The organism is Microbispora sp. NBRC 16548 (genome assembly GCF_030268985.1).
In the GTDB taxonomy this organism is placed as follows: Bacteria; Actinomycetota; Actinomycetes; order Streptosporangiales; family Streptosporangiaceae; genus Microbispora; species Microbispora catharanthi.
Window position 1 is genome coordinate 190,778 of the sequence record NZ_BSSF01000007.1, and the last position, 23,930, is coordinate 214,707.

Here is a 23,930-nt window from a genome sequence, read left to right on the forward strand (position 1 = left end):
CATCGAGAACCCTCGGCACTTCCCCGTGCCGGGGGTTTTCGCCGTTACGTGGACGCCGCGCCCTGCTCATGGCCCGCTGCGCGGGCGCGACTCCGGCCCGGGCTCTACGGCAACTCCCGGCGCCGCGTCGCGTCGCGGTCGAGCACGTGCCGCAGATAGGCGTCAGGCGTCTCCAGGAACCGCCGCCAGTGGTCCACCAGGTGGAGTTCCTTCCACACGACACAGTGGATCCCGTCGTCGTCCAGTTCGAGGATCTGCGCGCCCGGGAGACTGGCCAAGATCGGCGAGTGCGTGGCACAGATGATCTGCCCGCCCTCGTGGGCCACGCGGTCCATCAGAGCGACGAGGCGCAGACACGAGGTGAACGACAGCGCAGCTTCCGGCTCATCCATCAGATACAGGCCGGGCCCGGCGACCATGCGGTCCAGCACGGTGAAGAAGCCCTCGCCGTGCGACTGCTCGGTCAGGTCCTCCTCCCAGAACCCGTGTAGGCCGGACACGTTCTGCCCGAGGTTGAACAGCGTCTCAGCACGGAAGAAGAACGCCCGCCGCTTCGTGCGGGGGCCACGTATGAGGCGCAGCCCCGCGGGGGTGAACTCGGCACGCAGGGCCTGGCCGAGCGGCGTCGCCTCCCCGGTTGAGGCGTACCGGGTGCCGGCCTTGCCACCTTCGGCGTTGATACCGCAGACGTCGGCGACGGCCTCGACGAGCGTGGACTTCCCCGAGCCGTTCTCGCCGACGAGGAACGTCACGGGGGCGGTGATGTCGAGCCCGTTCGTGAGGCGGTGGACGGCGGGGATGGTGAACGGCCACCGGTTCGGATGGGGTGGCGGCACGGTCAGGCGGGTGATCAACATGACCGGCTCCGCGAGGCCCGAACACGCGTTCGCTGGGCGGGTAGATCAAGTGCTCGGCCGAAGAGGCGCTCCAGGATCGCGGCTGCGTCCGGGTTACCTGTCCACGCCTCGCCATGGGCCCAGTGGTGTTCCGCGGTGGCGCGGAGCCGGAATCGGCCGCCACCCGCTGGGGCGGCCGATCCGACGGTGCGGTCAAACCGGCCGAAAACAGCGACGCCGAGCGACTCCGCGCCCTCGTCCAGGATGCGGCGCAAGAACGCGCGCTGACCCGAGCGCGGGTGTTTGTGGCTCGTCATGAGGGTGTGTGGCCTCCTGAGAGGTGGGCCGGCACTTGTTCGGCTGGCAGTTCTCATCAGGGTTGCACAGCCGTCAGCCGGGCCCGGGCCGAGGCGCTCGCCGCGCCGGCCGCCTGAAGCTGCTTGCGAATCCTCTAGAGGTGCTGGGCGTTGGCGTCGTCGCAGGAGACGATGAGCACGCCCTCTATCTCGGCCAGCCTGCTCGTGAGGTCCCCGATCGAGCCCGGGCCGTGGATCAGCAGGGTGACCATGACCGTGCCGGTGTCCTGGCCCCGGCCGGGCTGCTCCAGCGACAGCTCGTCGACCACGAAACGGCGGGCCGTGCACTCGGCCAGGGCCTGGCGCAGCACGCCCCGGCCGTCCGTGTACGACAGGCGCAGCCGCGACTGGGCGTGCTTGGAGTGGGGGAGCCGGGCGGCCAGCGGGGTGAGCCCCAGCATCACGACGAAGTTCCCCACCGTGGCCAGGACGGCCAGCTGCCACAGGCCCGCTCCCGCGGCCATGCCGACTCCGGCGGTGAGCCACACGGCGGCGGCGGTGGTCAGCCCCTTGACCGCGTCGCGGCGTACGAAGATCAGCCCGCCGCCGATGAAACCGATGCCGGAGACGATCTGGGCCGCCACCCGCGACGGATCGAGCGCCACGGAGTCGCCGAGGACGTCGGAGAATCCGTACTTGGACACGAGCATGAACAACGCGGCGCCGAACCCCACCAGCGTGTGGGTGCGGAGCCCGGCGCTCTTCTGCCGGATCTCCCGCTCCAGCCCGATGGCCGCCGACAACACGAGCGCGATGGCGAGGTCCACGGCCGGCTGCCACCACGCCACAGGGCTCACCATGAGTGAGATCGGCGTCACGCGACCAGACTAAGTCCGCACGCCCGATTCGGTCATCCTGTCGTGACCGCAGTGGCGGGCGAGGCCGGGGCGGACGCCGCCGTCCCGGCCTCGATGAGCCGCTAGCGTCCCGACCGCGCCTTGAACAGCGCCCGCTTGGCGGCCTTGACCACCTGCTTGTCCGGGTGGGTCTCGCCGATGAGGTCCAGCAGCTCCTCGATGTGGGGGTGGTGGACCTTCCAGATCACGTCGAGCAGCCCGATGAGCGTCTGCGCCGGGCCGATGTCGTGCAGGCTGGACACGAACTCCGGCCGGCCGAGCCCGGCGGAGATCGTCCACATGTCGAGAATCAGCCAGTGGGTGTCCGCCTGGGTCGGCTCCGGGGCGTCCTCGACGTCCATCTGGGTCAGGTGCGTCGCGGCGTACGGCCGCAGCGAGGGCTCCTTCAGCGCCTCCAGCCAGGCGGGGATGGCGGCCTCGCCCAGGGAGCCCACCAGGCTGGCGGCCTGGACCCGCACGAGGGCGTCCGCCTCCTCCTCGGCGGCGGCTTCGAGCAGCTCGGAGGCGGCCCGCGCCGGGTCGCGCAGGGCGAGCCAGGCGGCGAACTCCTCGTCGGCCTCCTCCTCGGACATGTCGGCGCTGAACGACAGCAGGTCGAGCGCGGTCATGGCGTCGATCGCGGGCCGGGCGTCGATCTCGATGTCCTCGTCGTCCAGCAGGTGGACGAGGCCCTCCGTGCCGAGCGGCGTCAGGGTCACCGCGTCGCCCTCGACGGTGACCATGCCGTAGCCGGTCAGCCAGGCGAGCACGGAGGCGAGCGGGTCGCCGGCCGCGGCCCAGGCGTCGGCGCCCAGGTCGTCGTACTCCGCCGCGGCCTCGGCCAGCTCCTCGCGCAGCGAGGACACCGGCCGCGTGCCGCCGGCCAGCAGCACGCGGATCAGCAGCGCGCGGGTCAGGCCGGACAGGGCCAGCGTGAGATCGTCGTCGTCCAGTTCCGGGTCGCCGTAGTCGAGCGAGTGGAGGCCGAGCATCCAGACGTCCAGGACGTCGTCGTCGTCCTCGAAGGGCCAGGCGGCGGTGTCGGAGTCCACGCTGACCGTGTCGTCGCCGTCGGGGGCGAGGAACTCCAGGTCGATCGCGAGGTTCCACAGGTTCCAGATGTTGCGCGCGTCGGGCAGGCCGAGCGTGCGCACCGCCTCGTCCACCTCGGATTCGGTGAGCAGTGTCTCCTCGCCCACCTTGCGCCCGGTGCCGACCCACAGCGCCAGGTCGCGGGCCTGCGCGATGAGCGTCACCCGGCGGGCGGCCTCGGCCAGCTCGGTGTCGGGACGCAGCCGGATCGTGGGCAGGGCGCCGATCTCGTCGGCGAACGGCTCGAAGTCGCCGAGGCCCTCGTCGGTCTCGTCCTCGTCGAGCTCGTCCTCCTCCTCGTCCCAGTCGCGCTCGGCGATGGTGTCCTCCATCGCGTCCACGAAGTCGTCCTCGACCTCGTCCAGCTCCGCGAGCAGGGTCTCCAGGGACGCCGAGCCGGGCGAGAGCCGCCCGGTGGACGACAGGAACGTCAGGTAGGCCCGGACGGCGGGGATCATGCCGTCCGCGGCGGCGTCGGGGTCCTCGACAACCTGGGGCATGCGCTCCAGCAGGACCGTGCGCAGGTCGCCGCGCTTCCACAGCCCGACGTCGTTGCGGGCGATCAGGCGATGCCACAGGGCGACGGGGCCCACGAGGTCGGGGTCGCTGCCGGGTGCGTTGTCCGGCGCCCAGAGGATGAATTCTTGGAGCAGGGGACGCAGTTCAGCGGCGGCTGCCTCGATGCGGTCTGTCACCCCGCCAGCCTAGGGCTATCGGGACACCGCTCTCCAATCAGTTCGCGCGGCGCATGGCTTCGGTTATCCGCTCGGCGGCGGCGACGACGGGGGCGGCGTGCATCCGGCCGGGCGTACGGGTCAGCCGCTCTATGGGACCGGACACGGAGACCGCGGCGATCACCTTGCCGCCGGCGCCGCGGATGGGCGCGGAGACGCTCGCCACGCCCTGCTCGCGCTCGCCGACGCTGTGCGCCCAGCCCCTCCTGCGTACGCTCGCGAGCGTGGCGGCGGTGAACTTGGCGCCCCGCAGGCCGCGGTGCAGCCGGTCGGGCTCCTCCCAGGCGAGCAGGATCTGCGCGGCGGACCCCGCGGTCATGGGCAGCGCGGAGCCGACCGGCACGGTGTCGCGCAGTCCGCTGGCGCGCTCGGCGGCGGCCACGCAGACCCGCTCGTCGCCCTGGCGCCGGTAGAGTTGAGCGCTCTCCCCGGTGAGGTCGCGAAGCTGGGTGAGCACCGGTCCGGCGACGGCGAGCAGCCGGTCCTCGCCCGCGGCGGTGGACAGTTCCGACAGGCGGGGTCCGAGGATGAACCGGCCCTGCGTGTCGCGGGAGACGATGCGGTGGTGCTCCAGCGCGACGGCCAGCCGGTGAGCCGTCGGCCTGGCCAGGCCGGTGGCCTGGACGAGCTGTGCCAGGGAAGCGGGGCCCGCCTCCAGGGCGTTGAGTACGAGAACCGCCTTGTCGAGTACTCCGACCCCGCTAGAGTTGTCCATACCCCGATACTGCCGTCTCGCCATACGAGATGCAAACGCAATGTTGGGAATCAGCAGATACAGTGTCCATATCCCGATATTTCCGTCTCATCATGAGAGACACGACCGCGGGGGTCTGAACGCGAGGAGGCGTCACAACCATGGGTCGCACACTGGCTGAGAAAGTCTGGGAGCAGCACGTCGTACGCCGTGCCGAAGGCGAGCCCGACCTGCTCTACATCGACCTGCACCTCATCCACGAGGTGACCAGCCCGCAGGCGTTCGACGGCCTGCGCATGGCCGGCCGCACCGTGCGCCGTCCCGACCTCACGATCGCCACCGAGGACCACAACGTCCCGACCGTGCTCGGGCCGATCTCCGACCCGGTGTCCCGCACGCAGGTGGAGACGCTGCGCAAGAACGCCGCGGAGTTCGGCATCCGCCTGCACCCGATGGGCGACGCCGGTCAGGGCGTGGTGCACATCATCGGCCCGCAGTTCGGCCTCACCCAGCCCGGCATGACGATCGTCTGCGGCGACTCGCACACCTCGACCCACGGGGCGTTCGGCGCCATCGCGTTCGGCATCGGGACCTCCGAGGTCGAGCACGTACTGGCCACCCAGACGCTGCCCGCCTACCGGCCCAAGACGATGGCCATCGAGGTCAAGGGCGAGCTGCCGGTCGGGGTGACCGCCAAGGACCTGATCCTCGCGATCATCGCGAAGATCGGCACCGGCGGCGGCCAGGGCTACATCGTCGAATACCGGGGCGAGGCCGTGCGCAAGCTCTCCATGGAGGGCCGCATGACCGTCTGCAACATGTCGATCGAGGCCGGCGCGCGGGCGGGCATGATCGCCCCCGACGAGACCACGTTCGAGTACCTGCGCGGCCGTCCCCACGCGCCCACCGGCGAGGCCTGGGACCGGGCCGTCGAGTACTGGAAGACGCTGCGCACCGACGACGACGCCGAGTTCGACAAGGTCGTGGAGATCGACGCCTCGGCCCTGACGCCGTTCGTCACGTGGGGCACCAACCCGGGCCAGGGCGCGCCGCTCGGCGCCGCCGTGCCGTCGCCCGAGCAGTTCGCCGACCCGGTCGAGCGGTCGGCCGCCGAGCGGGCCCTGGAGTACATGGGCCTGGCCGCGGGCACGCCGCTGCGCGACATCCAGGTGGACACCGTCTTCGTCGGCTCCTGCACCAACGGCCGCATCGAGGACCTGCGCGCCGCCGCCGAGATCCTGCGCGGGCGCAGGGTCGTCACCCGTACGCTGATCGTCCCGGGCTCCATGGGGGTCAAGAAGGCGGCCGAGGAGGAGGGCCTGCACGAGGTCTTCAAGGCGGCCGGGGCCGAGTGGCGCGAGGCCGGCTGCTCGATGTGCCTGGGCATGAACCCCGACACGCTGAAGCCGGGCGAGCGCAGCGCCTCGACCTCCAACCGCAACTTCGAGGGCCGCCAGGGCAAGGGCGGGCGCACCCACCTGGTTTCGCCGCAGGTTGCGGCCGCGACCGCGGTGACCGGCCGGCTGACCGCCCCCGCCGACCTCTAGTCCGCCCGCCTCAGTCCCAGGAAGAGATCATCATGGATGCCTTCACCACTCACACCGGCCGGGCCGTACCGCTGCGCCGCAGCAACGTGGACACCGACCAGATCATCCCGGCGGTCTGGCTGAAGCAGGTCAGCCGTACGGGGTTCGAGAAGGGCCTGTTCGCCGCCTGGCGCGAGGACCCGTCCTTCGTGCTGAACGACCCGGCGTACGAGGGCGCGTCGATCCTGGTGTCCGGGCCCGACTTCGGCACCGGCTCCTCGCGTGAGCACGCCGTCTGGGCCCTGCAGCAGTACGGCTTCCGCGTCGTGATCGCCTCGCGGTTCGGCGACATCTTCCGCAACAACTCCACGAAGATGGGCCTGCTGCCGGTCGTCCTGCCCGAGGACGTGGTCGAGCGCCTGCAGGACGCGGCCGAGGCCGACCCGAAGACGGAGATCACCGTCGACCTGGTGGAACGCCAGGTGCGCTGCGGCGACCTCGTGGCCTCGTTCGAGATCGACGACTACACCCGCTGGCGGCTGCTGGAGGGCCTCGACGACATCGGGCTGACCCTGCGTCACGCGGACACCATCGAGGAGTACGAGAATGGACGGCAGCCATGGCTGCCGACGACCGTCTGAACGATCCTCAGACCGGAGATGAGTTGCTGGCGCGGCGACTGCGTGATGCGCATCGCCGCGTCAGAGCGTTAGCCTTACCACAGGAGGAGCAGGCCCGCCTGGCGCGACGGCTGCTTGCTATCTGTGACGTGGCAAAGCGGGACATAGCCCATGCGGCCGCCCGGCTGGACGCCTTCATCGCCTATCTGGACGGCACATTCGACACGCCGAGCAGGCGAAACATGCCCCCCGGTGATTGAAGTCCCGCGACCTCGTCCCCTAATTTCAAGCGCGTAAGGGGGAGGAAACCGAAATGAACAAGAAAGAACTCGTCGACGCGATCACGGATCGTGTCGGCGACAAGAAGACGGCGACCGAAGCCGTCAACGCCGTTCTCGACGCCATCCAGGGTGCTGTCGCGAGCGGGGACAAGGTCTCGATCACCGGCTTCGGCGCCTTCGAGATGGTGCACAAGCCGGCCCGTACGGCCCGCAACCCTTCCACCGGGGATCCGATCAAGGTGGAGGAGAGCTGGGCACCCAGGTTCCGCCCCGGCGCGGACTTCAAGGAGCAGGTCAACGCGGGTGGCAAGGCTGCCAAGAAGAAGTAGCCGGCCCCACCCCGCACCAGTGGACGGCGCTCGGAGCCCCCGGGCGCCGTTCGTCGTTTCCCGGCCGGTGCCGCAGCGGCACGGGGCCTCGACCCGCAGCGGCACAGAGTCGTGACCCACCTTCTTGACCTGCGCAAACGTGTGTAATCTTCAGGTAAGCGAGTCGCGGGGCGCGTATGCGGGGGACCCACCGACCGCGTGCGTACGGGTTCAACCGGGGGTAGATGCAGTGCACGTCGGCCAAAAACGTGAGTCCAGTCGGGTGGCGCTGGACGTGTTCGACCAGGCGCCGGCCGGAGTCCTGGTGACCCGCGGGCCGGACCACCGGCTGGCGTACGCGAACGACGCCGTCAGGGCGATGTTCGGGGACCTGCCCATCGGGGCGCCGGTGCGGGAGGGGCTCCGCGACGTCCTCGGGCAGGACACCCTCGCCGTGCTCGACGAGGTTCGCGAGACGGGGGAGACGGCGCGCCTCGACGAGGTCCGCGTGACCGCGGGCCGGAGTGGCGGCCCACGCGAGCGGCTCTTCCGGATAAGCCTTTCCAGGATTCCCCTGCAGGGCGGCGAGAGCGGACTCCTGGCGGCGGTCCAGGAGGTCACGGAGCAGGTCTCCGCCACACGGCGGCTCCACGTGATGGAGAAGGAGTGGCTCCGCCTCCAGCGCCGCTACCAGAGCATGGTCTGGGCGGACGCGCACATGGTGTGGGTGACCGGCCCGCACGGCGAGTCCAGGGAGGTGAGCCAGGGCTGGCAGCGGCTGACGGGACAGACGATGGAGGAGAGTCTCGGCTTCGGCTGGCTGGGCGCCCTGCACCCGGACGACCGCGTGCCCGCCAGGGACTCGTTTGACAAGGCCACGGGAGAGGCGATCTCGCTCTACGAGCAGATCTACCGTGTCCGCACCCTCGCCGGCACATACCGGCACATCCGGTTCCGGGCCGTGCCCGTGTACGAGAACGGCGCGGTGATGGAGTGGGTGGGAGCCTCCACCGACGTCGAGCAGGAATGGCAGGAGGACCGCCGCCGCCGGCTGCTGGACCTCGCCGCCGCCGCGGCGACCGACATCACCAACCTGGAGGAGATGTGCCAGGCGCTCGCCGGTGTGATCGTGCCGGAGCTCGCCGACTCGTGCCACGTCTACCTGCTGCCCGAGGCGAGCGGCGGCCTCCCGCACGCGCCCATAGTCACCGAGCGCGTCGCCTCCGCCGTACGCGAGGGACTGCCGAGACTGCCGACGCGGCGCAAGGAGTATCACACCGTCGACAGCGCGCTGGTGCGCGCGGTACGGCGGCGCCGCCCTGTCGAGCTCTCCTACCCTCCCGGCCGTCCTTCGTTCTCCTGCCCGGAGGCCGTCAGGACGTGGATGGCCGAGATCGGGTCGCACAGCCTGGCCCTCCTGCCGATCGTCGTCGAGGGCGAGGTGGCGGCCGTGGTCGCGACCGGTGCCTGCGGGGATCGCCCTCCGATCCCGTGTGACGACGTCCAACTGATGCGGGAGATGCTCGACCACGCGCACGACGCGGTCAGCAAGGCTCTGCGGTTCCGCCGCACGCAGAGGGTGGCGCTGGCCCTGCAGCACAGCCTGCTGGCCGAGCCGCCCCACGTCCCCGGCCTGGAGCTCGCCGCGCGCTATCAGGCGAGCCCGACCGCCGCCGAGATCGGCGGAGACTGGTACGACGCGTTCCGGCTGTCCTGCGGCGCCGTCAAGCTGGTCATCGGCGACGTGGCCGGGCACGACCTGGCCGCCGCCGTGTGCATGAGCCAGGTGCGCAACATGCTGCGGGCGCTCGCCGTCGACCGCGACGAGTCCCCCGGCGACGTCCTGCGGCGGCTCACCAGAGCCCTGGAGACCCTGAACGGCGAGAGCACGGCCACCTGCGTCCTGACCCGTCTGGAGAGGGACGACGAGGGCGTGTGGCGGCTGACGTACTCGGTGGCCGGGCACCCGCCGCCGTTGCTGGTGACCGGGGAGGGGGAGGGCCGCTTCCTCCAGGACGCGGGCAACCCCCTTCTCGGCCTCTACCACGACCAGCCGTGGATCAGCGCCGCGCAGCCGTTGCCGCCGCACAGCACCCTGCTGCTCTACACCGACGGCCTCGTCGAGCGGCGGGGAGAGGACCTCGGTGAGGGGCTCGAACGGTTGCGGCGGTGTGCGGAGCCGCTCGCGCGCGAACCCCTGGGCCGGTTCTGCGACGAACTGCTCACGGGGATGCCCGTGACGGGGGAGGACGACGTCGCCATGATCGCGCTGCGGGTGCCGCCGGAAGGGCGCTATGAGGGAGCCGCCTCGTAGCCGGCCTCGTTGTGGGCCCCGTGGTGAGGCAGTGCGGCCGGAGCGGTCCGGGTCGCCGGGCGCATCGCCAGGACCAGCACGGCCAGCCCGGCGAAGACGACCGCGGCGACGACGCCGGTGACGTGCAGGCCGGCCGTGAACGCCTCCCGCGCGGCGTGCAGCAGTTGCGCGCCCTGGGCGGCGGGAAGGTGCCGGCCGGCGGCGACCGCGTCGGCCAGCGAGTCGGACGTGCCGTTCATCCGGCCGCGGTAGACCACCGCCGCCACCGCACCGAGCAGCGCGAAGCCGAGCGAACCGCCGAGGTAGTTGCCGGTCTCCGACATCGACGCCGCCGAGCCGGCGCGCTCCGGCGGCACGGACCCGACGACCAGCCCGGTGCCCAGCGCGAACAGCGGGCCCGTGCCCAGCGCCAGCGTGGCGATGCCGATCATCACCAGCGGCAGGGCGCCCGCACCGCCCACGCCGACGCCGACCAGCAGCAGGCTGCCCACCGCCGACCCCGCCAGCCCCCCGGCGATGGCGGTCGTCTGTTCCATCCGCCTGGCCAGCGCCGGCGCGGCCATGGTGCCGACCGCCGTGCCCAGGCCCATAGGCGCGAACAGCAACGCCGACGCGACCGGCGAGAAGCCCAGCACGCCCTGCAGATACTGGGTCACCATCAGGCCCGTGCCGGCCATGGCGACGTCGGCGAATACCAGCGAGACGAGCACGGCGGTGAAGGGGCGGTTGCACAGCAGCCGCAGGTCCAGCAGCGGCGCATCCAGCCGCAGCTGCCGGCGTACGAACAGGAATCCGACGGCCGCGCCGGCGACGAGGGCCACCGCAGGGGCGGCCGACACGCTCTCGACGGTCAGTTGCTTGATCCCGTAGACCATCAGGAGCACCGCCACGAGCGACAGTCCGACGCTGGCCGGGTCGAGCCGGCCGGCCTGGTCGCTGCGGAACTCCGGCAGCAGGACCGGCCCGGCGAGCAGCAGCAACGCCATCGCCGGCACGGCGACCAGGAACACCGAACCCCACCAGAAGTGCTGGAGCAGGAATCCGGCGAGCACGGGTCCGAGCGCGCCGCCGGTGAACTGGCAGGTCGCCCAGACCGCGATGGCCTTGCCCCGCTGCCGTCCGTCGCGGAACATGGTGGTGATCAGGGCGAGTGTGGACGGCGCCAGGGTCGCCCCGGCGACGCCCAGCAGGGCACGCGCGACGATCAGCATCAGCGGGCTGACCGCGAAGGCGGCCACGACCGACAGCACCAGGAACGCCGCTCCGCCGATCAGCAGGAGCCGCCGTCGGCCGATCCGGTCGCCGAGCGTGCCCATCGTGATGACGAGGCCGGCCACCATGAATCCGTAGCCGTCGCTGATCCACAGCTGCTCGACGTTGGTGGCTCCCAGGTCGGCGCTCAGCTGTGGCAGCGCGAGGAGCAACGCCGTCGCGTCGATCGCGACGAGCAGTGCCGGCAACGCCAGGACGACCAGTCCCAGCCACGCCCGGTTGACTCGCATAAGTGAAAACTCCCTGCTCTCTCGACGTCTCGCCGCTTGGTCGGAGCGGCCGGGAGTTTTTTGACACGGGTACGTGTCAAGACGACGGCGGCGGCTCCGACCAACCGGTGAAAGGGCCCGACGGGGCTCGCGAAACAGGAGGAGAACGAGATGAAGTTCCTGATCAGCATGCACATCAACCCGGCCGTGCTGGACGCGCTGACCGACGAGGAGCAGGCGGCGATCGGCGAGGGCCACGGCAGGTTCATCGAGGCGCTGAAGCAGTCCGGAGAGCTGATCACCACGCAGGCGCTGGTCGACCCGTCACAGGCGGCGGTGGTGTCCGTGCGCAACGGCCAGCCGGTCGTCACCGACGGCCCCTTCCTGGAGTCCAAGGAGTATGTGGGCGGCTTCTATCTGATCGACTGCGAGAACAAGGAGCGGGCGATCGAGTTGGCGGCGCAGATCCCGGACGCCGCGATCGAGGGTCTCGGGATCGAGGTGCGGCAGGTCATGTTCGCTGACGGACAATTGGAGGCATGACAGCACCGGTCGTCGAGGACCTGCTGCGTGAGCTCACGCCGCAGGTCCTCGGCGCGTTGGTACGCCGGCACGGCCAGTTCGAAGGGTGTGAGGACGCCGTGCAGGAGGCCGTCCTCGCCGCCGCCGTCCAGTGGCCGGCAGAGGGGGTGCCGGACAACCCGCGCGGCTGGCTGTTGACCGTCGCGTCCCGGCGGCTCATCGACCAGCTGCGCAGCGACCACGCCCGCCGCGAGCGGGAGTCGGCGACGGCCGCCGTCGAGGTCGTGCCGGAGGACGTGCCGGGCACCGACGACACCCTCGTCCTGTTGTTCCTGTGCTGCCATCCCACGCTGACCGCGGCCTCCCAGGTCGCCCTGACGCTGCGGGCGGTCGGCGGCCTGACCACCGCCGAGATCGCCCGCGCGTTCCTGGTGCCGGAGGCCACGATGGCGGCCAGGATCAGCCGGGCCAAGCAGCGCATCAAGGCCGCCGGCAGCTCCTTCGGCCTGCCGGACGGCGCGGAGCTCCAGGAGCGGCTCCGGGTCGTCCTGCACGTGCTCTACCTGATCTTCAACGAGGGCTACACCGCCTCCTCGGGCAGCGAGCTGCACCGCGCCGACCTCGCGCACGAGGCGATCCGGCTGACCCGGATGGTGCACGCCCAGCTGCCCGAGGACGGCGAGGTGACCGGGCTGCTCGCGCTGATGCTGCTGACCCACGCCCGCCGGGAGGCCCGTACGACCCCGGCCGGCGACCTGGTGCCGCTGGACGAGCAGGACCGCACGACGTGGGACCGCGGGCTGATCGACGAGGGCGTCGAGCTGGTCAAGGCGTCGCTGGCCGGCCCGGCGCTGGGGCCTTACCAACTGCAGGCGGCCATCGCCGCCACGCACGCCGACGCGGCCACGGCCGAGGAGACCGACTGGCCGCAGGTGCACGCCCTCTATCTGATCCTGGAGCGCATCGCGCCCAACCCGATGGTCACCCTCAACCGGGCGATCGCGCTCGCCGAGATCGATGGCCCGCGGGCCGGGCTGGCGCTGCTGTCCACCTTGGACGGTGACGAGCGGCTGGCCGGGCATCACCGGTTGCTGTCCGTGCGCGCGCATCTGCTGGAGAAGACCGGCGACACGGCCGGGGCGTACGAGCACTACCGGCGGGCCGCGAAGTCCACCGCCAGCATGGCCGAGCAGCGCTACCTGGAGTCCCGGGCCAGCCGGGTAAGGGCGTAGATCCCGCCCCGAACCCTCAGATACCCAGCAGGTGCCGGAGGACCAGCAGCCCGATTTCGAGCCCCGCCTGCAGGCCGACCCCCGCCTCGGCGGAACCCACCAGCGCGAGGGCGAGAGGCATCAGGACGGGGAACAGGACACGGGCCGTCCGGCGCAGGATCTGCGGCAGCGTGAACGGAACGGAAATCGTGATCGTCATGACGGACCTCCTGTCTCGTGCCGGGCGTGCGGCACGGATGAGAACCCGTCACCTGGCGTGACAGCGGGCGGTGACCGCCTCGACGACGCCGGAGCTCCGCGCCCTGCCGGGGAAGGTGACGGGATGGGATGGTTGCGGACTACTGCCGGAAGTCATCCCGACCACCTCCTCACAGTCGTGCGACGACGCGTAAGAGCCTCTCCAGTAGAACCCCGGCCGGGTGATCGGGTCAAACCCGCCCTGGTCAGAGGGCCGGTCAGGCGATGACAGGCGCGGCGGGGGACCCGAATCCGCGCAGCAGGGTGTCCACGACCCGGGTCGCGAGGGCCTCGGCGTCCCCGCCCCCGGACGCCCCCTCGGCGGCGGCCTCGTGGATGAGGGCGTAGTAGACGCGGCGGGTCCAGTCGAGGTCGGCGTCGGGACGCAGCACGCCCGCCTCGCGGGCCCGGCGGAACAGCCGCTCGCAGTCGTCGCGGACCTCGGCGTGCACGCGGGCGGCCTCGGGGTGGGCGCCGTCGGCCGTACGGCTCATGGCGAACCACCAGTTCGTCTTCACGCGCAGGACGTTGGCGGTGACCTGGTAGAGCGCGACGAGCGGCGGGGTGCTGTCCGTGTGGGCCGACTCGACGGCCTCGGCGAACCGGCGGGCGGCCCAGCCGGTGAGCTCCTCCACGAGCGCCTCGCGGGTGGCGAAACGGCGATGGACGGTCGTTCTGGCGACCCCGGCCGCCTGGGCGACCTGCTCCATGGTCGCCGCCGGGTTGGCGGCGAACACGCGCTCGGCCGCCTCGAGGATCGTCCGTACCGTCCGCTCCGAGTCGGCCCGGAGTGGACGCTTCCCTTGCTGCGAGGACTGCTGGGCTGTCGTCACCGTCACATGCTACCCGTGGGGTTCAGTTGTCCAATAAATTGCTACACCGATGTAGCGAGTAATACCCCGGCTTCGCCCGCACGCGACGAGCGTCGACGGCGCGGGCCTGGTGATCGACGGGGAAACATCGACGGGGAAACTCAGGGCGTCGGGAACGTGGAGAGCGTCACGTAGGTGACGTGGCCGTCCGCCATGACGAGGGCGACTCGCTGCCCGGGGCGCAGGTGCCGCAGCGGCCCGGCGTCGAACGCCTCGCCGTCGAACGGGATCCGGGTGCCGTCGTCGAGGAAGACCCAGCCCGAGCGGGTCGCGGGGTCGAAGATCTGCACCGTCGCCTGCACGCCGCCAGCCTACCGCCGCCTGCGGAAAATCCTTTGACCGTAGATCTTCCGGCTGCCAGCATGTCCCGCCATGACCGAGGCGGCACCGAGAAGCCTGTGGCGCGTCCGTGACTTCCGGCGATACGCCGGGGCCGACGCGATCAGCAAGTTCGGCAGCGAGGTCTCCCTGGTCGCCCTGCCGCTCACGGCGGCGCTCACCCTTCACGCGAGCCCCTTCCAGGTGGGGCTGCTCACCGCGGCCGAGATGGTGGCGTTCCTGCTGGTCGGCCTGCCCGCCGGAGCCTGGGTGGACCGAATGCGGCGCCGTCCCGTGCTGGTCGCCGCCGACGTGGTCCGCGCGCTGGCGCTGCTGTCCATCCCGGCCGCGGCCGTGCCCGGCGTGCTCGGCCTGCCCCAGCTGTACGCCGTGGCCCTGGTGAACGGGCTGTGCACGGTCTTCTTCGACGTCGCCCACCAGAGTTACCTCCCCTCCATCGTCGGCCGGGAGGACCTCACCCGCGGGCACGGCACGCTCGCGGCGAACCAGTCGCTCGCCCGGCTCGCCGGCCCGGGGATCGGCGGCTGGCTGGTCCAGGCGCTCACCGCCCCGATCGCGGTGGTCGCGGACGCCCTCAGCTACGCCGGGTCCGCGCTGCTGCTCCTCGGCGTACGCGCGGACGAGAAGCCCGGCGGAAGGGATGTCAGGGGCGGGGGCCGGCTGTGGCCGGAGATCGCCGAAGGGCTCCTGTTCGTCGCCGGGCAGCCCGTCCTGCGCCGGGTCGCCGCCGTGGGGGCGCTGATGATGCTGTCGTTCGGCCTGTGGTCGGCCACGGTGCCGCTCTACCTCGTCCGCGAGGTCGGCACGAGCCCCGGCACGTACGGCATGCTGCTGTCGGCCGGTGCGGTGGGCGGGGTGGCCGGCGCCTGGCTCGCCCCGCGGGTCGCCGCCCGCCTGGGAACGGGCCGGGCCATGTACGCCGCGGCGTGGGCGGCCACGGTGTGCACCGCCCCGCTCGCGCTGACGGCGGCGGGCCCCCGCCTGCTGATCCTCCCGGTGGCCCTGGCGGCCAGTGGGGTGGCGACAACCGTGTTCAGCGTGGCGCAGGGGGCCTACCGCCAGTCGATCTGCCCGCCGCACCTGCTCGGCCGCCTGAGCGCCACCATGCGGTTCCTGATGTGGGGCCCGATGCCGCTCGGCGGCCTGCTGGCGGGCACGCTGGGGCAGCTCGCCGGGGTGCGCGTCGCGTTCTGGGCCGCCTGCGGGGCCTACACGCTCGCCCACCTGCCGGTCCTGCTCGCACCGTGGATCCGCGAGGTTTCCTAGCCCTCCTCGCTCTCCTTGCCCTCCTCATCGGGGTCCGGCTCGCCGATGTAGGAGGCGAGGCCGCGCAGGATGATCTCCACGCCGAGATCGAACCGGTAGTCGTTCGACTCGTCCATCATGATGTCGGCGAGCGCCACCAGGTTCGGGAAGCGGTCGGGCGGCAGCGAGGCGAAGTAGTCGTTGACCTCGTCGCGCAGCTTGTGCCACGAGGTGTGGGTCTCGCGGTAGCGCTGCTGCCAGAGGCCCTCCTCCAGCGCGAACCCGTTGATGTACGTGGACAGCATGTCGCCGGAGATGGCCAGGACCCGTCGCGGCAGTCCGGCGGCGCCGAGGACGGCCAGCAGCCGTTCGACGTAGGGGAGCAGCTCCGGTGTGAACGGAACATGACCCATCGTGATCTTCGCCATATCGCGATGGCTCAGCAGCCGCTCACGCGCCTGACGGGCGAAGTCCATGACCTGCTCCCGCCAGCGCTCGGGGTCGGGCTCCGGCACCTCGTAGCCCTCGAACGTGCGGTTGTACATGAGCTGCAGCAGCTCGTCCTTGTCGCGTACGTGCACGTACAGCGCCGAGACGGCGACGCCGAGCTCGGCGGCGACCTGCCGCATGCTCAGCCGGTCGTAGCCCTCACGGTCGAGGACCGTGTAGGCGGCGTCGACGATGCGCTCACGGGTGAGGGGAACCCTGGCCGGCGTACGTCGCTTGGGCGGACGCTCCCACGGCGGTGTGGGCATGTCCGGCTGCGTCATGAAGGACCTCCCGCTGTTCCGCCCATGCTAGTGAACACCGCTCCGTCTTCACGAACACCGCTCTTGAAACGAGATATATCTTGTACGTCGAGTAAACGAGATATATCGTGGTGAACATCGAACTTGGCGCTGAACACTGATCGGTGGTAGAACAGCGCTCACTTTACTATGAACACTGTTCAGTTCGAAGGAGGGGCGATGTCCGAATCCATCACGGCGGCGGCGCCGCCGGCATCGGCGACCGGAGCGCCGTACCGCTGGCGCTGGGCCGCTCTCTTCGTGATCCTCGCCGGGGAGGTCATGGACCTTCTCGACGCGATGGTCACCAACATCGCGGCGCCCGAGATGCGCGCCGACCTCGGCGGCTCCGAGGCCGTCATCCAATGGCTGGGCGCCGCCTACACGCTCTCGATGGCCGTGGGTCTGATCACCGGCGGCCGGCTCGGGGACATCTTCGGCCGCAGGCGCATGTTCCTGATCGGCGCCGCCGGGTTCACCGTGGGTTCCCTGGTGTGCGCCGTCGCCCAGTCGCCCGAGATGCTGATAGGCGCCCGGGTGATCCAGGGCCTGTTCGGCTCGGTCATGCTGCCCCAGGGCCTCGGCATGATCAAGGAAATGTTCCCGCCCGCGGAGATGGGCAAGGCGTTCGGCATGTTCGGGCCGGTCATGGGCCTGTCGGCCGTGGGCGGCCCGATCCTCGCCGGCTGGCTCGTCACGGCCGACTTCTGGGGCACGAGCTGGCGGATGATCTTCTTCATCAACCTGCCGCTCGGCCTGGCCGCGCTTGTCGCCGGGCTGCGCTTCCTGCCCGAGTCGAGGTCGCCGCGGCCGCCGCGGCTCGACCTGGCCGGGGTCGCGCTCGCGTCCGTGGGCGCCTTCCTGGTGATCTACCCGCTGGTGCAGGGCCGCGAGCACGACTGGCCCGCGTGGGCGTTCGTCATGCTCGCCGCCTCGGTGCTCGTGTTCGCCGTCTTCGCCTGGTTCCAGTCCCGCCGCAGCCGCGCGGGCGGCGACCCGCTGATCGTGCCGAGCCTGTTCCGCAAGCGCGCGTTCACCGGCGGCCTGTTCACCGGCATGGTGTTCTTCTCCGGCATGGCCGGGTTCATGCTGGCCTTCAACCTCTACTGCCAGCTGGGCCTCGGCTACTCGCCGCTCAAGGCGGGGCTCGCGATGGTCCCCTGGTCGGGTGGCATGATCCTCGGATTCGGTCTCGCGCAGGGGCTGCAGAAGTTCGGGCGCAGGCTGCTCCAGGGCGGCACCCTGGTCATGACGCTGGGCGTGCTCGGCGTCCTGCTCACGCTGAACATGGCGGGTATGCACGTCAGCCCCTGGCAGCTCACCCCCGCGCTGGTCGTCAGCGGAATCGGCATGGGCCTGCTGATGTCGCCGTTCTTCGACATCGTGCTCGCCGGCGTGGAGGAGCACGAGACGGGCTCGGCGTCCGGCACGCTGACGGCGGTGCAGCAGCTGGGCAACGCGTTCGGCGTGGCCCTGCTCGGCACGGTCTTCTTCGACCTGCTCGGCGACGTGCCCACCGCCGGGAGCTTCGACCAGGCCATGAAGATCACGCTCTGGGTGGTCGCCGGAATGCTCCTGCTCACCTTCGCCGTGTCCTTCCTCCTGCCCAAGCAGGCCCGCGAGAACGCGGAGGCGGCCCACTGACGCGACATCACGGGCGACCACGCCGGAGCGGGGGCTCGGCGTGGTCGCCTTCCGCGTGTCCGGCTAGCCAGATCTCGACCGCGCCGCCTCCGCCGCTCACGTTCGCCCGCCGTGATCGGGTGGGACGGTCGGCAGCCGTCCGCTACGGCCGGGGGGCCGTGCCGCCGAGGATCAGGGCCGCGACCTCGGCGGTAGCGGGGCCGACGCCCAGGACCAGGGCGTCGCGCAGGTCCTCCACGGTGTCCACGTCCGTGCGTACGGACGCGATCCCCGGCGGGGTCAGTTCCTTGGCCCCCCGGGACAGGTGCCTGATCCGCGACTCGCCGCCGAACCCCGGCCGGAAGGACACGCCCGGCCGCACACCGTAGAAGGTCGTCCCCACCTCGGCGGCGTCGGGGACGAACGCCTGGTCGAACTCCTGCGCCGCCGCGAGCACCGTCTCCAGCTCCGCCGGCCGAAGGGCGGGCAGGTCGGCCTGCAGGGCGCCGACGGCGTCGTCGGGCGCGAGCCGTACGGCCTCCTCCGCCCCGGTCCGGAGGGCGGTGTTCAGCCCTCGGTCGGGATCGTCCACCACGTGGGCCCCGAGCGCGGCCAGCCGCCGCGCGGGCAGCGGGTCGGCCGTCACGACCACCACGCGGGCCACCAGCGGGCACCGCAGCGCCGCCGCCACGGTGTCGGAGGCCACCGCGACCGCCAGGTCGGCCCGGTGCGGCCCGGCCGCCGCCGCGAGCCGCGTCTTGGCCCGGATCAGGGTCTTCACCGGGACCACTATTGACCATCGCGCGAGGTGCATGCCTGTAGCATCCCGCCTCGACATCGCCCTTGGCCAACCGGGAGACTTGTGCTGGATCCCGGTGATTTGGAGACCCTGTGAGCCACCCCAGCGAGCCCTCGTCCGACCCGACCACACCTGCGGCCACACCCCCGGCCACACCTGCGGCGCCCGCCTCCGCCACGGTGAGCCGGCGTGTCGGCCGGCCGCCGCGCTTCTGGGAGACGCTCGCGGTCGTCGTCGTCAAGCCGCTCTCCCGGCTGTTCGTGAAGCGGAGGTGGCGCGGCGGGGAGCACATCCCCCGCAGCGGCGGTCTGATCATCGCGGCCAACCACCTGTCGTGGTCCGACCCGGTGCTGCTCTCGCACTACCTGTACAACAACGGGCGGTGGCCGACGATCCTGGCCAAGGCGGGTCTCTTCCGGATCCGCGGGCTCGGTCACGCCATCGCCCAGCTCCAGGCCATCCCGGTCGAGCGGAACAGCACCGAGGCCACCAGGTCGCTCAAGATCGCCGAGGAGCGGCTGCGGAAGGGCGCCTGCATCCTGTTCTATCCCGAGGGCACGATCACCCGCGATCCCGACCTGTGGCCCATGGTCGGCAAGACCGGCGTCGCCCGGCTGGCCCTCGCGACCGGCGTGCCGGTCGTCCCGATCGCTCACTGGGGCGCCCAGGAACTGCTGCCGTACGGGGCGAAGAAGCCCCGGCTGCTGCCCCGCAAGTCCTTCGACGTGCTGGCCGGGCCGCCGGTCGACCTGTCCAAGTACGCCGGACAGCCCATGCGCGGCTCGGTCCTGCGCGACGCGACAGCGGACATCACGGCCGCCATCACCGACCTGCTCGCCGAGATTCGGGACGAGAAGGCGCCGGAGGTCCCTTATGACCCCAAGAACGCGGCCAACGGCTGAGCGGAGCGTACGGTAAGGGAGGAGCGCGCGGAGTAAGAGGAGTGGTGCGGCCAGTGAGCAGGGCGGCTGTTTTCGGAACGGGCTCGTGGGGCACCACGTTCGCGATGATCCTCGCCGAGGCCGGCACCCCCACGACCCTGTGGGGCAGGCGGGCGGAGATCGTCGACGCGATCAACGAGACCCGGGAGAACCCCGAGTATCTGCCGGGGACGCGGCTGCCCGACACCATCCGCGCCACGACGGACCCCGCCGAGGCCATGGACGGCGCGGACTTCGTGGTCCTCGCGGTGCCGTCCCAGACGCTGCGCGCCAACCTCCAGGTCTGGAAGCCCCACATTCCGCCGGGGGCCGTGCTGGTCAGCCTGATGAAGGGCGTCGAGCTCGGCACCTGCAAGCGGATGAGCGAGGTCATCTGCGAGGTGGCCGAGGTGCCGGAGCGCCGGGTGGCCGTGGTCTCCGGGCCCAACCTGGTCCCCGAACTGGCCCAGCGCCAGCCCGCCGCGGCCGTCGTCGCCTGCTCCGACGAGGAGGTGGCCGCCCGGCTCCAGGAGGCGTGCCATCTGCCGTGGTTCCGGACCTACACGAATCCGGACGTGGTGGGCGTCGAACTCGGCGGCGCGGTCAAGAACGTCATCGCGCTGGCCGTCGGAGTCGCCGTCGGCATGGGCCTGGGCGACAACGTACGGGCGACGCTCATGACGCGGGGACTGGCCGAGATCGCCCGGCTGGGCGCGGTGCTCGGGGCGGACCAGCACACCTTCGCCGGCCTCGCCGGGATGGGCGACCTCGTGGCCACCTGCACCTCGCCGCTGTCGCGCAACCGCACCTTCGGCGAGAACCTGGGCCGCGGCATGACGATGGCCGAGGTCGTCGCCGCCACGAAGCAGACGGCCGAGGGGGTGAAGTCGTGCGAGTCGGTGCTCGAACTGGCCAGGAAGCACGACGTGGAGATGCCCATCACCGAGGTGGTCGTCGGCGTCGTCCACGACGGCATGACCCCCGGTGAGGCCGCCGTGCTGCTGATGTCGCGTACTCCCAAGCCGGAGCGCTACGGCGTCTGACCAGGGTCTGATCGGGGATAACGGACCTCCGCGACGCGCGCGGCTGACAAGCCGTTTTGCGTCTCGAACACGGTAGATTCGGGCATCATGAATGAGGATCGCGAGTCCCCGTCACGCGTGCGCGTGGCAGTCGTCTTCGGCGGCCGCAACTCCGAGCACGCCGTCTCCCTGATGGGCGCAGGCAGTGTGCTGGAGGCCATCGACCGGTCGAAGTACGAGGTCATCCCCATCGGCATCGCCCAGGACGGGCGCTGGGTGCTGGCGTCGGGCAACCAGTCCTACGCGATCGAATCCGGCCGCCTGCCCGTCGTTGACGACTCCGGCACGGCGCTCGCGCTCCCGGGGGACTCCGGCGCCCTCGTGGCCCTCGAATCCGGGGAGATCCCGCGCGAGCTCGGCCGGGTGGACGTCGTGTTCCCCATGCTGCACGGGCCGTTCGGCGAGGACGGGACGATCCAGGGCCTGCTGGAGATGGCCGGTGTCCGCTACGTGGGCTCCGGCGTGCTGGCCAGCGCGGTCGGCATGGACAAGGCGTACATGAAGCTCGTGCTGCGCGCCGCCGGGCTGCCGGTCGGCCCGTTCGTGGTCGTACGCGACCGCGACTGGCGGCTCGACCGCGGCCGGGTGCTCAAGGAGATCGAGGAACTGGGCTGGCCGGTGTTCGTCAAGCCGTCCAGGGCCGGGTCGTCGCAGGGCATCTCCAAGGCGCACGACGCCGAGTCGCTGGAGGCGGCGATCGAGGTCGCCCGCGAGCACGACCCGAAGGTGCTGGTCGAGGCCGCCATCGTCGGCCGGGAGATCGAGTGCGCGGTGCTGGAGTCGCTCGGCGACGCCGCTCCCGAGGCGAGCGTCCCCGGCGAGGTGCTCGTGCGGGGCGACCGCGAGTTCTTCGACTTCGAGGCCAAGTACTACCCCGACCAGATGGCGCTCCAGGCGCCGGCCGACATTCCGGCCGAGGTGGCGGAGACGCTGCGGGCCATGGCCGTGCGCGCGTTCGAGGCGCTCGGCTGCGAGGGCCTGTCGCGGGTCGACTTCTTCTACACGCCGTCCGGCGAACTGATCGTCAACGAGATCAACACCATGCCGGGCTTCACGTCGCTGTCGGTCGCGCCGCAGCTGTGGGCCGCCACCGGCCTGCCGTACACCGGCCTGGTCGAGCGGCTGATCCAGCTCGCGCTGCGCCGGCGCGCGGGTCTGCGGTAGCTACTCAGGGACGCTCGACTTGATCGGCTCGGCCAGGTCGACCAGCACGGCCCCGGCTTGGTGCTCCTGCCCGATCGTCACCTCGACGTACGCGACCCGGTTGGTGGACGTGAACAGCGTCGGCCGGCGCGGGTCCTGGAACCAGCCGACGCCGTTGATGTCGGCGACCTCCGCCGTCGGCTCCATCGCGGCCGGCCGGGGCACGCCGCAGCGCAGGGCGATCTGGCCGTCACCCCAGACGGCGACGTACGGCGAGGGAGGCTCGGAGTCGGCCCGGTCGAGCCCGTCGAGCGTCTTCGGCAGCGCCGCGTCGAGCTTGCGGCAGGCCGCCGCCGCCTCGCCGGTGGGCGTGGGCGGCTCCACATGGACGGTGGACGAGCAGCCGGTGAGCAGGGCGAGCGCCGCCAGGGCCGTGCCTGCCAGCGCGGCGCGTACGGGCCCCTTCGCCTCTCGCATCGTCTCCCCGGCTAGTGTTCCGCTCAGATGTGGACGATCGGACACGTCAGTGTACGGGTGATGCCGTGCACGGCCTGGATCTGGGCCACCACGAGCTTGCCGAGCTCGTCCACGTTGTTGGCCTGGGCGCGGACGATCACGTCGTAGGGGCCGGTGACATCCTCGGCCTGTGTCACCCCGGGGATGGAGGAGATCTCCTCGGCCACGTTGGCGGCCCTGCCGACCTCGGTCTGGATAAGGATGTAGGCCTGCACCATGACGTCCTCCGGGTAGAGATCAGTGCCGGAGCGTAACCGTACCTCGAATGCACTAGGGGTGTGCTATCACAGTCGGAGATCTCGGCGAATTCGGAGTAATTCAGCGGATATCGGGACGCCTTCCGCGGACCGCGGCCGTACTTCTGGGCCCCGGCGACGACGCCGCGGTCCTGAAGGCTCCCGACGGGCGGGTTGTCGTGAGCACGGACCTGCTGATCGAGGGTAGGCACTTCCGCCGCGACTGGTCGAGTGGCTACGACATCGGCCGCAAGGCGGCGGCGCAGAATCTTTCCGACATCGTTGCCATGGGGGCCGATCCCACCGCCCTCGTGGTCGGCCTGGGGCTGCCCGCGGACATCGGCGCCGACTGGCTGGACGCCCTGACCGACGGCTTCCGCGACGAGTGCGACCTGGTGGGGGCGACCGTGGCAGGGGGCGACATCGCCCGCTCGGAGACCGTCGTGCTCGGCGTGACCGCGCTGGGCGACCTCGGCGGCCGGTCCCCGGTGACCCGGTCGGGCGCGCGTCCGGGCGACGTGGTCGCGGTGGCGGGCCGCCTCGGCTGCGCGGCGGCTGGCCTGGCCCTGCTCGGGGCGGGCGTGACCGGCGGTTCCCCGGATCTCGTGACCCTGCTGGAGGCGCACCGCCGTCCCCGGCCGCCCTACCCCTGTGGTCCGCGGGCCGCACTGCTCGGCGCGACGGCGATGCTCGACGTCAGCGACGGCCTGCTGCAGGACCTCGGTCACGTCGCCGACGCGAGCGGCGTGGCCGTCGAACTGGACGCCGCCGCTCTGCCCGTGCCGGAGGCGCTGTCCGCGGCGGCGCGCGAACTCGGCACGGACCCCTTGGAGTGGGTGCTGACCGGCGGTGACGACCACGCTCTGGCCGCGACGTTCCCTCCGGAGGTACGGCTGCCGCCCGAGTGGACGCGTATAGGGGCGGTCACGGAGGGTCGCGGAGTGCGGGTGGACGGGCAGACCTGGATCAAAGGGGGATGGGATCACTTCCGTGCTTGATGTGAAATTTGTGACATAGGCGTATTAGATCTGTTATTAAGTATGGCGGTCGGCAACAGGAAGGACCGTCATGGGCCGTCACACGGCAGGACGCAAGGAACGGGAGGGGCAGCCCTCCCCGGCTCAGGACGACCCTTCGGAGAGGGGCGCCGGCCCGGACCACCTGGCCTTCCGCCCTCCGGCGGCACCGGATGACACCCCGCAGACCCCTCCCGGGCTCGGCCGTTTCGGGCCGCGGCCGAGCGGCGGGGACGCGCCCTGGCCGGCGCCGCCTTCGGAGACGACCGCTGGTGGTGTGAC

At 71.3% G+C, this 23,930-nt stretch carries 25 protein-coding genes; 13 read left to right on the forward strand and 12 right to left on the reverse strand.

Annotated features, from left to right (window positions below; translation table 11 throughout):
* Positions 1-104: 104 nt before the first annotated feature.
* From QSK36_RS21050 to QSK36_RS21065, 4 genes are all read right to left on the reverse strand, one after another.
* A complete protein-coding gene (locus QSK36_RS21050; protein ID WP_285783598.1) occupies positions 105-857 on the reverse strand; it encodes an AAA family ATPase in 753 nt (250 codons plus the stop codon).
* A gap of 430 nt (positions 858-1,287) precedes the next feature.
* Entirely contained in the window at positions 1,288-1,992 is a 705-nt protein-coding gene (locus QSK36_RS21055) for an MgtC/SapB family protein (RefSeq protein ID WP_285783796.1), read from the reverse strand.
* Between the two features lie 119 nt (positions 1,993-2,111).
* Complete coding sequence (locus QSK36_RS21060; RefSeq protein WP_285783599.1) at positions 2,112-3,815, reverse strand: hypothetical protein; 1,704 nt, start codon at positions 3,813-3,815, stop codon at positions 2,112-2,114.
* Between the two features lie 37 nt (positions 3,816-3,852).
* Entirely contained in the window at positions 3,853-4,569 is a 717-nt protein-coding gene (locus tag QSK36_RS21065; RefSeq protein ID WP_079312748.1) for an IclR family transcriptional regulator, read from the reverse strand.
* A gap of 140 nt (positions 4,570-4,709) precedes the next feature.
* On the opposite strand from QSK36_RS21065, the gene leuC reads away from it, so the two are divergent.
* From leuC to QSK36_RS21090, 5 genes are all read left to right on the forward strand, one after another.
* Complete coding sequence (gene leuC, locus QSK36_RS21070; RefSeq protein ID WP_285783600.1) at positions 4,710-6,095, forward strand: 3-isopropylmalate dehydratase large subunit; 1,386 nt, start codon at positions 4,710-4,712, stop codon at positions 6,093-6,095.
* 32 nt (positions 6,096-6,127) lie between these two features.
* A complete protein-coding gene (gene leuD / locus QSK36_RS21075; RefSeq protein ID WP_183540517.1) occupies positions 6,128-6,715 on the forward strand; it encodes a 3-isopropylmalate dehydratase small subunit in 588 nt (195 codons plus the stop codon).
* A complete protein-coding gene (locus QSK36_RS21080; RefSeq protein WP_079312744.1) occupies positions 6,694-6,954 on the forward strand; it encodes an SCO5555 family protein in 261 nt (86 codons plus the stop codon). Before leuD ends, QSK36_RS21080 begins: the two co-directional genes overlap by 22 nt.
* A 53-nt stretch (positions 6,955-7,007) precedes the next feature.
* Entirely contained in the window at positions 7,008-7,304 is a 297-nt protein-coding gene (locus QSK36_RS21085; RefSeq protein WP_111698130.1) for an HU family DNA-binding protein, read from the forward strand.
* A 262-nt stretch (positions 7,305-7,566) separates the two neighbouring features.
* Positions 7,567-9,597, forward strand: coding sequence for a SpoIIE family protein phosphatase (locus QSK36_RS21090; protein ID WP_285783601.1), 2,031 nt, complete (start codon positions 7,567-7,569; stop codon positions 9,595-9,597).
* Here the strand turns inward: QSK36_RS21090 and QSK36_RS21095 are convergent.
* Entirely contained in the window at positions 9,576-11,099 is a 1,524-nt protein-coding gene (locus QSK36_RS21095; protein ID WP_285783602.1) for an MFS transporter, read from the reverse strand. The genes QSK36_RS21090 and QSK36_RS21095 overlap by 22 nt on opposite strands.
* 150 nt (positions 11,100-11,249) lie before the next feature.
* Here QSK36_RS21095 and QSK36_RS21100 point away from each other — a divergent pair, with 150 nt between their 5' ends.
* Positions 11,250-11,621 (forward strand): YciI family protein, encoded by a 372-nt coding sequence (locus QSK36_RS21100; protein ID WP_139578393.1) that lies wholly within the window; start codon positions 11,250-11,252, stop codon positions 11,619-11,621.
* Complete coding sequence (locus QSK36_RS21105; RefSeq protein ID WP_285783603.1) at positions 11,618-12,832, forward strand: RNA polymerase sigma factor; 1,215 nt, start codon at positions 11,618-11,620, stop codon at positions 12,830-12,832. The genes QSK36_RS21100 and QSK36_RS21105 overlap by 4 nt, the downstream gene beginning before the upstream one ends.
* A gap of 16 nt (positions 12,833-12,848) precedes the next feature.
* Here the strand turns inward: QSK36_RS21105 and QSK36_RS21110 are convergent, their stop codons facing one another.
* The 3 genes from QSK36_RS21110 to QSK36_RS21120 form a co-directional block, all read right to left on the reverse strand.
* Positions 12,849-13,031, reverse strand: coding sequence for a hypothetical protein (locus QSK36_RS21110; RefSeq protein ID WP_183540509.1), 183 nt, complete (start codon positions 13,029-13,031; stop codon positions 12,849-12,851).
* Positions 13,032-13,287: 256 nt separating this feature from the next.
* A complete protein-coding gene (locus QSK36_RS21115) occupies positions 13,288-13,902 on the reverse strand; it encodes a TetR/AcrR family transcriptional regulator (RefSeq protein ID WP_183540507.1) in 615 nt (204 codons plus the stop codon).
* 140 nt (positions 13,903-14,042) lie between these two features.
* Positions 14,043-14,243 (reverse strand): hypothetical protein, encoded by a 201-nt coding sequence (locus QSK36_RS21120; RefSeq protein ID WP_183540505.1) that lies wholly within the window; start codon positions 14,241-14,243, stop codon positions 14,043-14,045.
* A 70-nt stretch (positions 14,244-14,313) separates the two neighbouring features.
* Here QSK36_RS21120 and QSK36_RS21125 point away from each other — a divergent pair, with 70 nt between their 5' ends.
* Positions 14,314-15,546 (forward strand): MFS transporter, encoded by a 1,233-nt coding sequence (locus tag QSK36_RS21125; RefSeq protein ID WP_285783604.1) that lies wholly within the window; start codon positions 14,314-14,316, stop codon positions 15,544-15,546.
* On the opposite strand, the gene QSK36_RS21130 is transcribed toward QSK36_RS21125, so the two are convergent.
* On the reverse strand, positions 15,543-16,295 hold the full coding sequence (locus QSK36_RS21130) for a TetR/AcrR family transcriptional regulator (RefSeq protein WP_183540502.1): 753 nt from the start codon (positions 16,293-16,295) through the stop codon (positions 15,543-15,545). The two genes, QSK36_RS21125 and QSK36_RS21130, sit on opposite strands and share 4 nt — an antisense overlap.
* 198 nt (positions 16,296-16,493) lie before the next feature.
* Here QSK36_RS21130 and QSK36_RS21135 point away from each other — a divergent pair, with 198 nt between their 5' ends.
* Positions 16,494-17,957, forward strand: coding sequence for an MFS transporter (locus QSK36_RS21135; RefSeq protein WP_183540500.1), 1,464 nt, complete (start codon positions 16,494-16,496; stop codon positions 17,955-17,957).
* Positions 17,958-18,099: 142 nt separating this feature from the next.
* On the opposite strand, the gene cofC is transcribed toward QSK36_RS21135, so the two are convergent.
* Positions 18,100-18,750, reverse strand: a complete 651-nt coding sequence (cofC, locus tag QSK36_RS21140; protein ID WP_285783605.1) for a 2-phospho-L-lactate guanylyltransferase — start codon at positions 18,748-18,750, stop codon at positions 18,100-18,102.
* A 77-nt stretch (positions 18,751-18,827) separates the two neighbouring features.
* Here cofC and QSK36_RS21145 point away from each other — a divergent pair, with 77 nt between their 5' ends.
* From QSK36_RS21145 to QSK36_RS21155, 3 genes are all read left to right on the forward strand, one after another.
* Positions 18,828-19,637, forward strand: a complete 810-nt coding sequence (locus tag QSK36_RS21145; protein WP_352240658.1) for a lysophospholipid acyltransferase family protein — start codon at positions 18,828-18,830, stop codon at positions 19,635-19,637.
* 53 nt (positions 19,638-19,690) lie between these two features.
* On the forward strand, positions 19,691-20,698 hold the full coding sequence (locus QSK36_RS21150) for an NAD(P)H-dependent glycerol-3-phosphate dehydrogenase (RefSeq protein WP_285783606.1): 1,008 nt from the start codon (positions 19,691-19,693) through the stop codon (positions 20,696-20,698).
* 87 nt (positions 20,699-20,785) lie between these two features.
* Complete coding sequence (locus QSK36_RS21155) at positions 20,786-21,901, forward strand: D-alanine--D-alanine ligase family protein (RefSeq protein WP_285783607.1); 1,116 nt, start codon at positions 20,786-20,788, stop codon at positions 21,899-21,901.
* Here the strand turns inward: QSK36_RS21155 and QSK36_RS21160 are convergent, their stop codons facing one another.
* Both QSK36_RS21160 and QSK36_RS21165 read right to left on the reverse strand, forming a co-directional pair.
* The gene (locus QSK36_RS21160) at positions 21,902-22,357 is read right to left on the reverse strand and encodes a DUF3515 domain-containing protein (protein ID WP_139580066.1); all 456 of its coding nucleotides are present in this window, start codon (positions 22,355-22,357) and stop codon (positions 21,902-21,904) included. It lies immediately after the preceding gene.
* A 23-nt stretch (positions 22,358-22,380) separates the two neighbouring features.
* Complete coding sequence (locus QSK36_RS21165) at positions 22,381-22,614, reverse strand: Lrp/AsnC family transcriptional regulator (protein ID WP_030506047.1); 234 nt, start codon at positions 22,612-22,614, stop codon at positions 22,381-22,383.
* A 65-nt stretch (positions 22,615-22,679) separates the two neighbouring features.
* Between QSK36_RS21165 and QSK36_RS21170 the strand changes: the two genes are divergently transcribed.
* Positions 22,680-23,630 carry a thiamine-phosphate kinase gene (locus QSK36_RS21170; RefSeq protein ID WP_285783797.1) on the forward strand — a complete coding sequence of 317 codons (951 nt, stop codon included), beginning with the start codon at positions 22,680-22,682 and terminating at the stop codon, positions 23,628-23,630.
* Positions 23,631-23,930 lie beyond the last annotated feature (300 nt).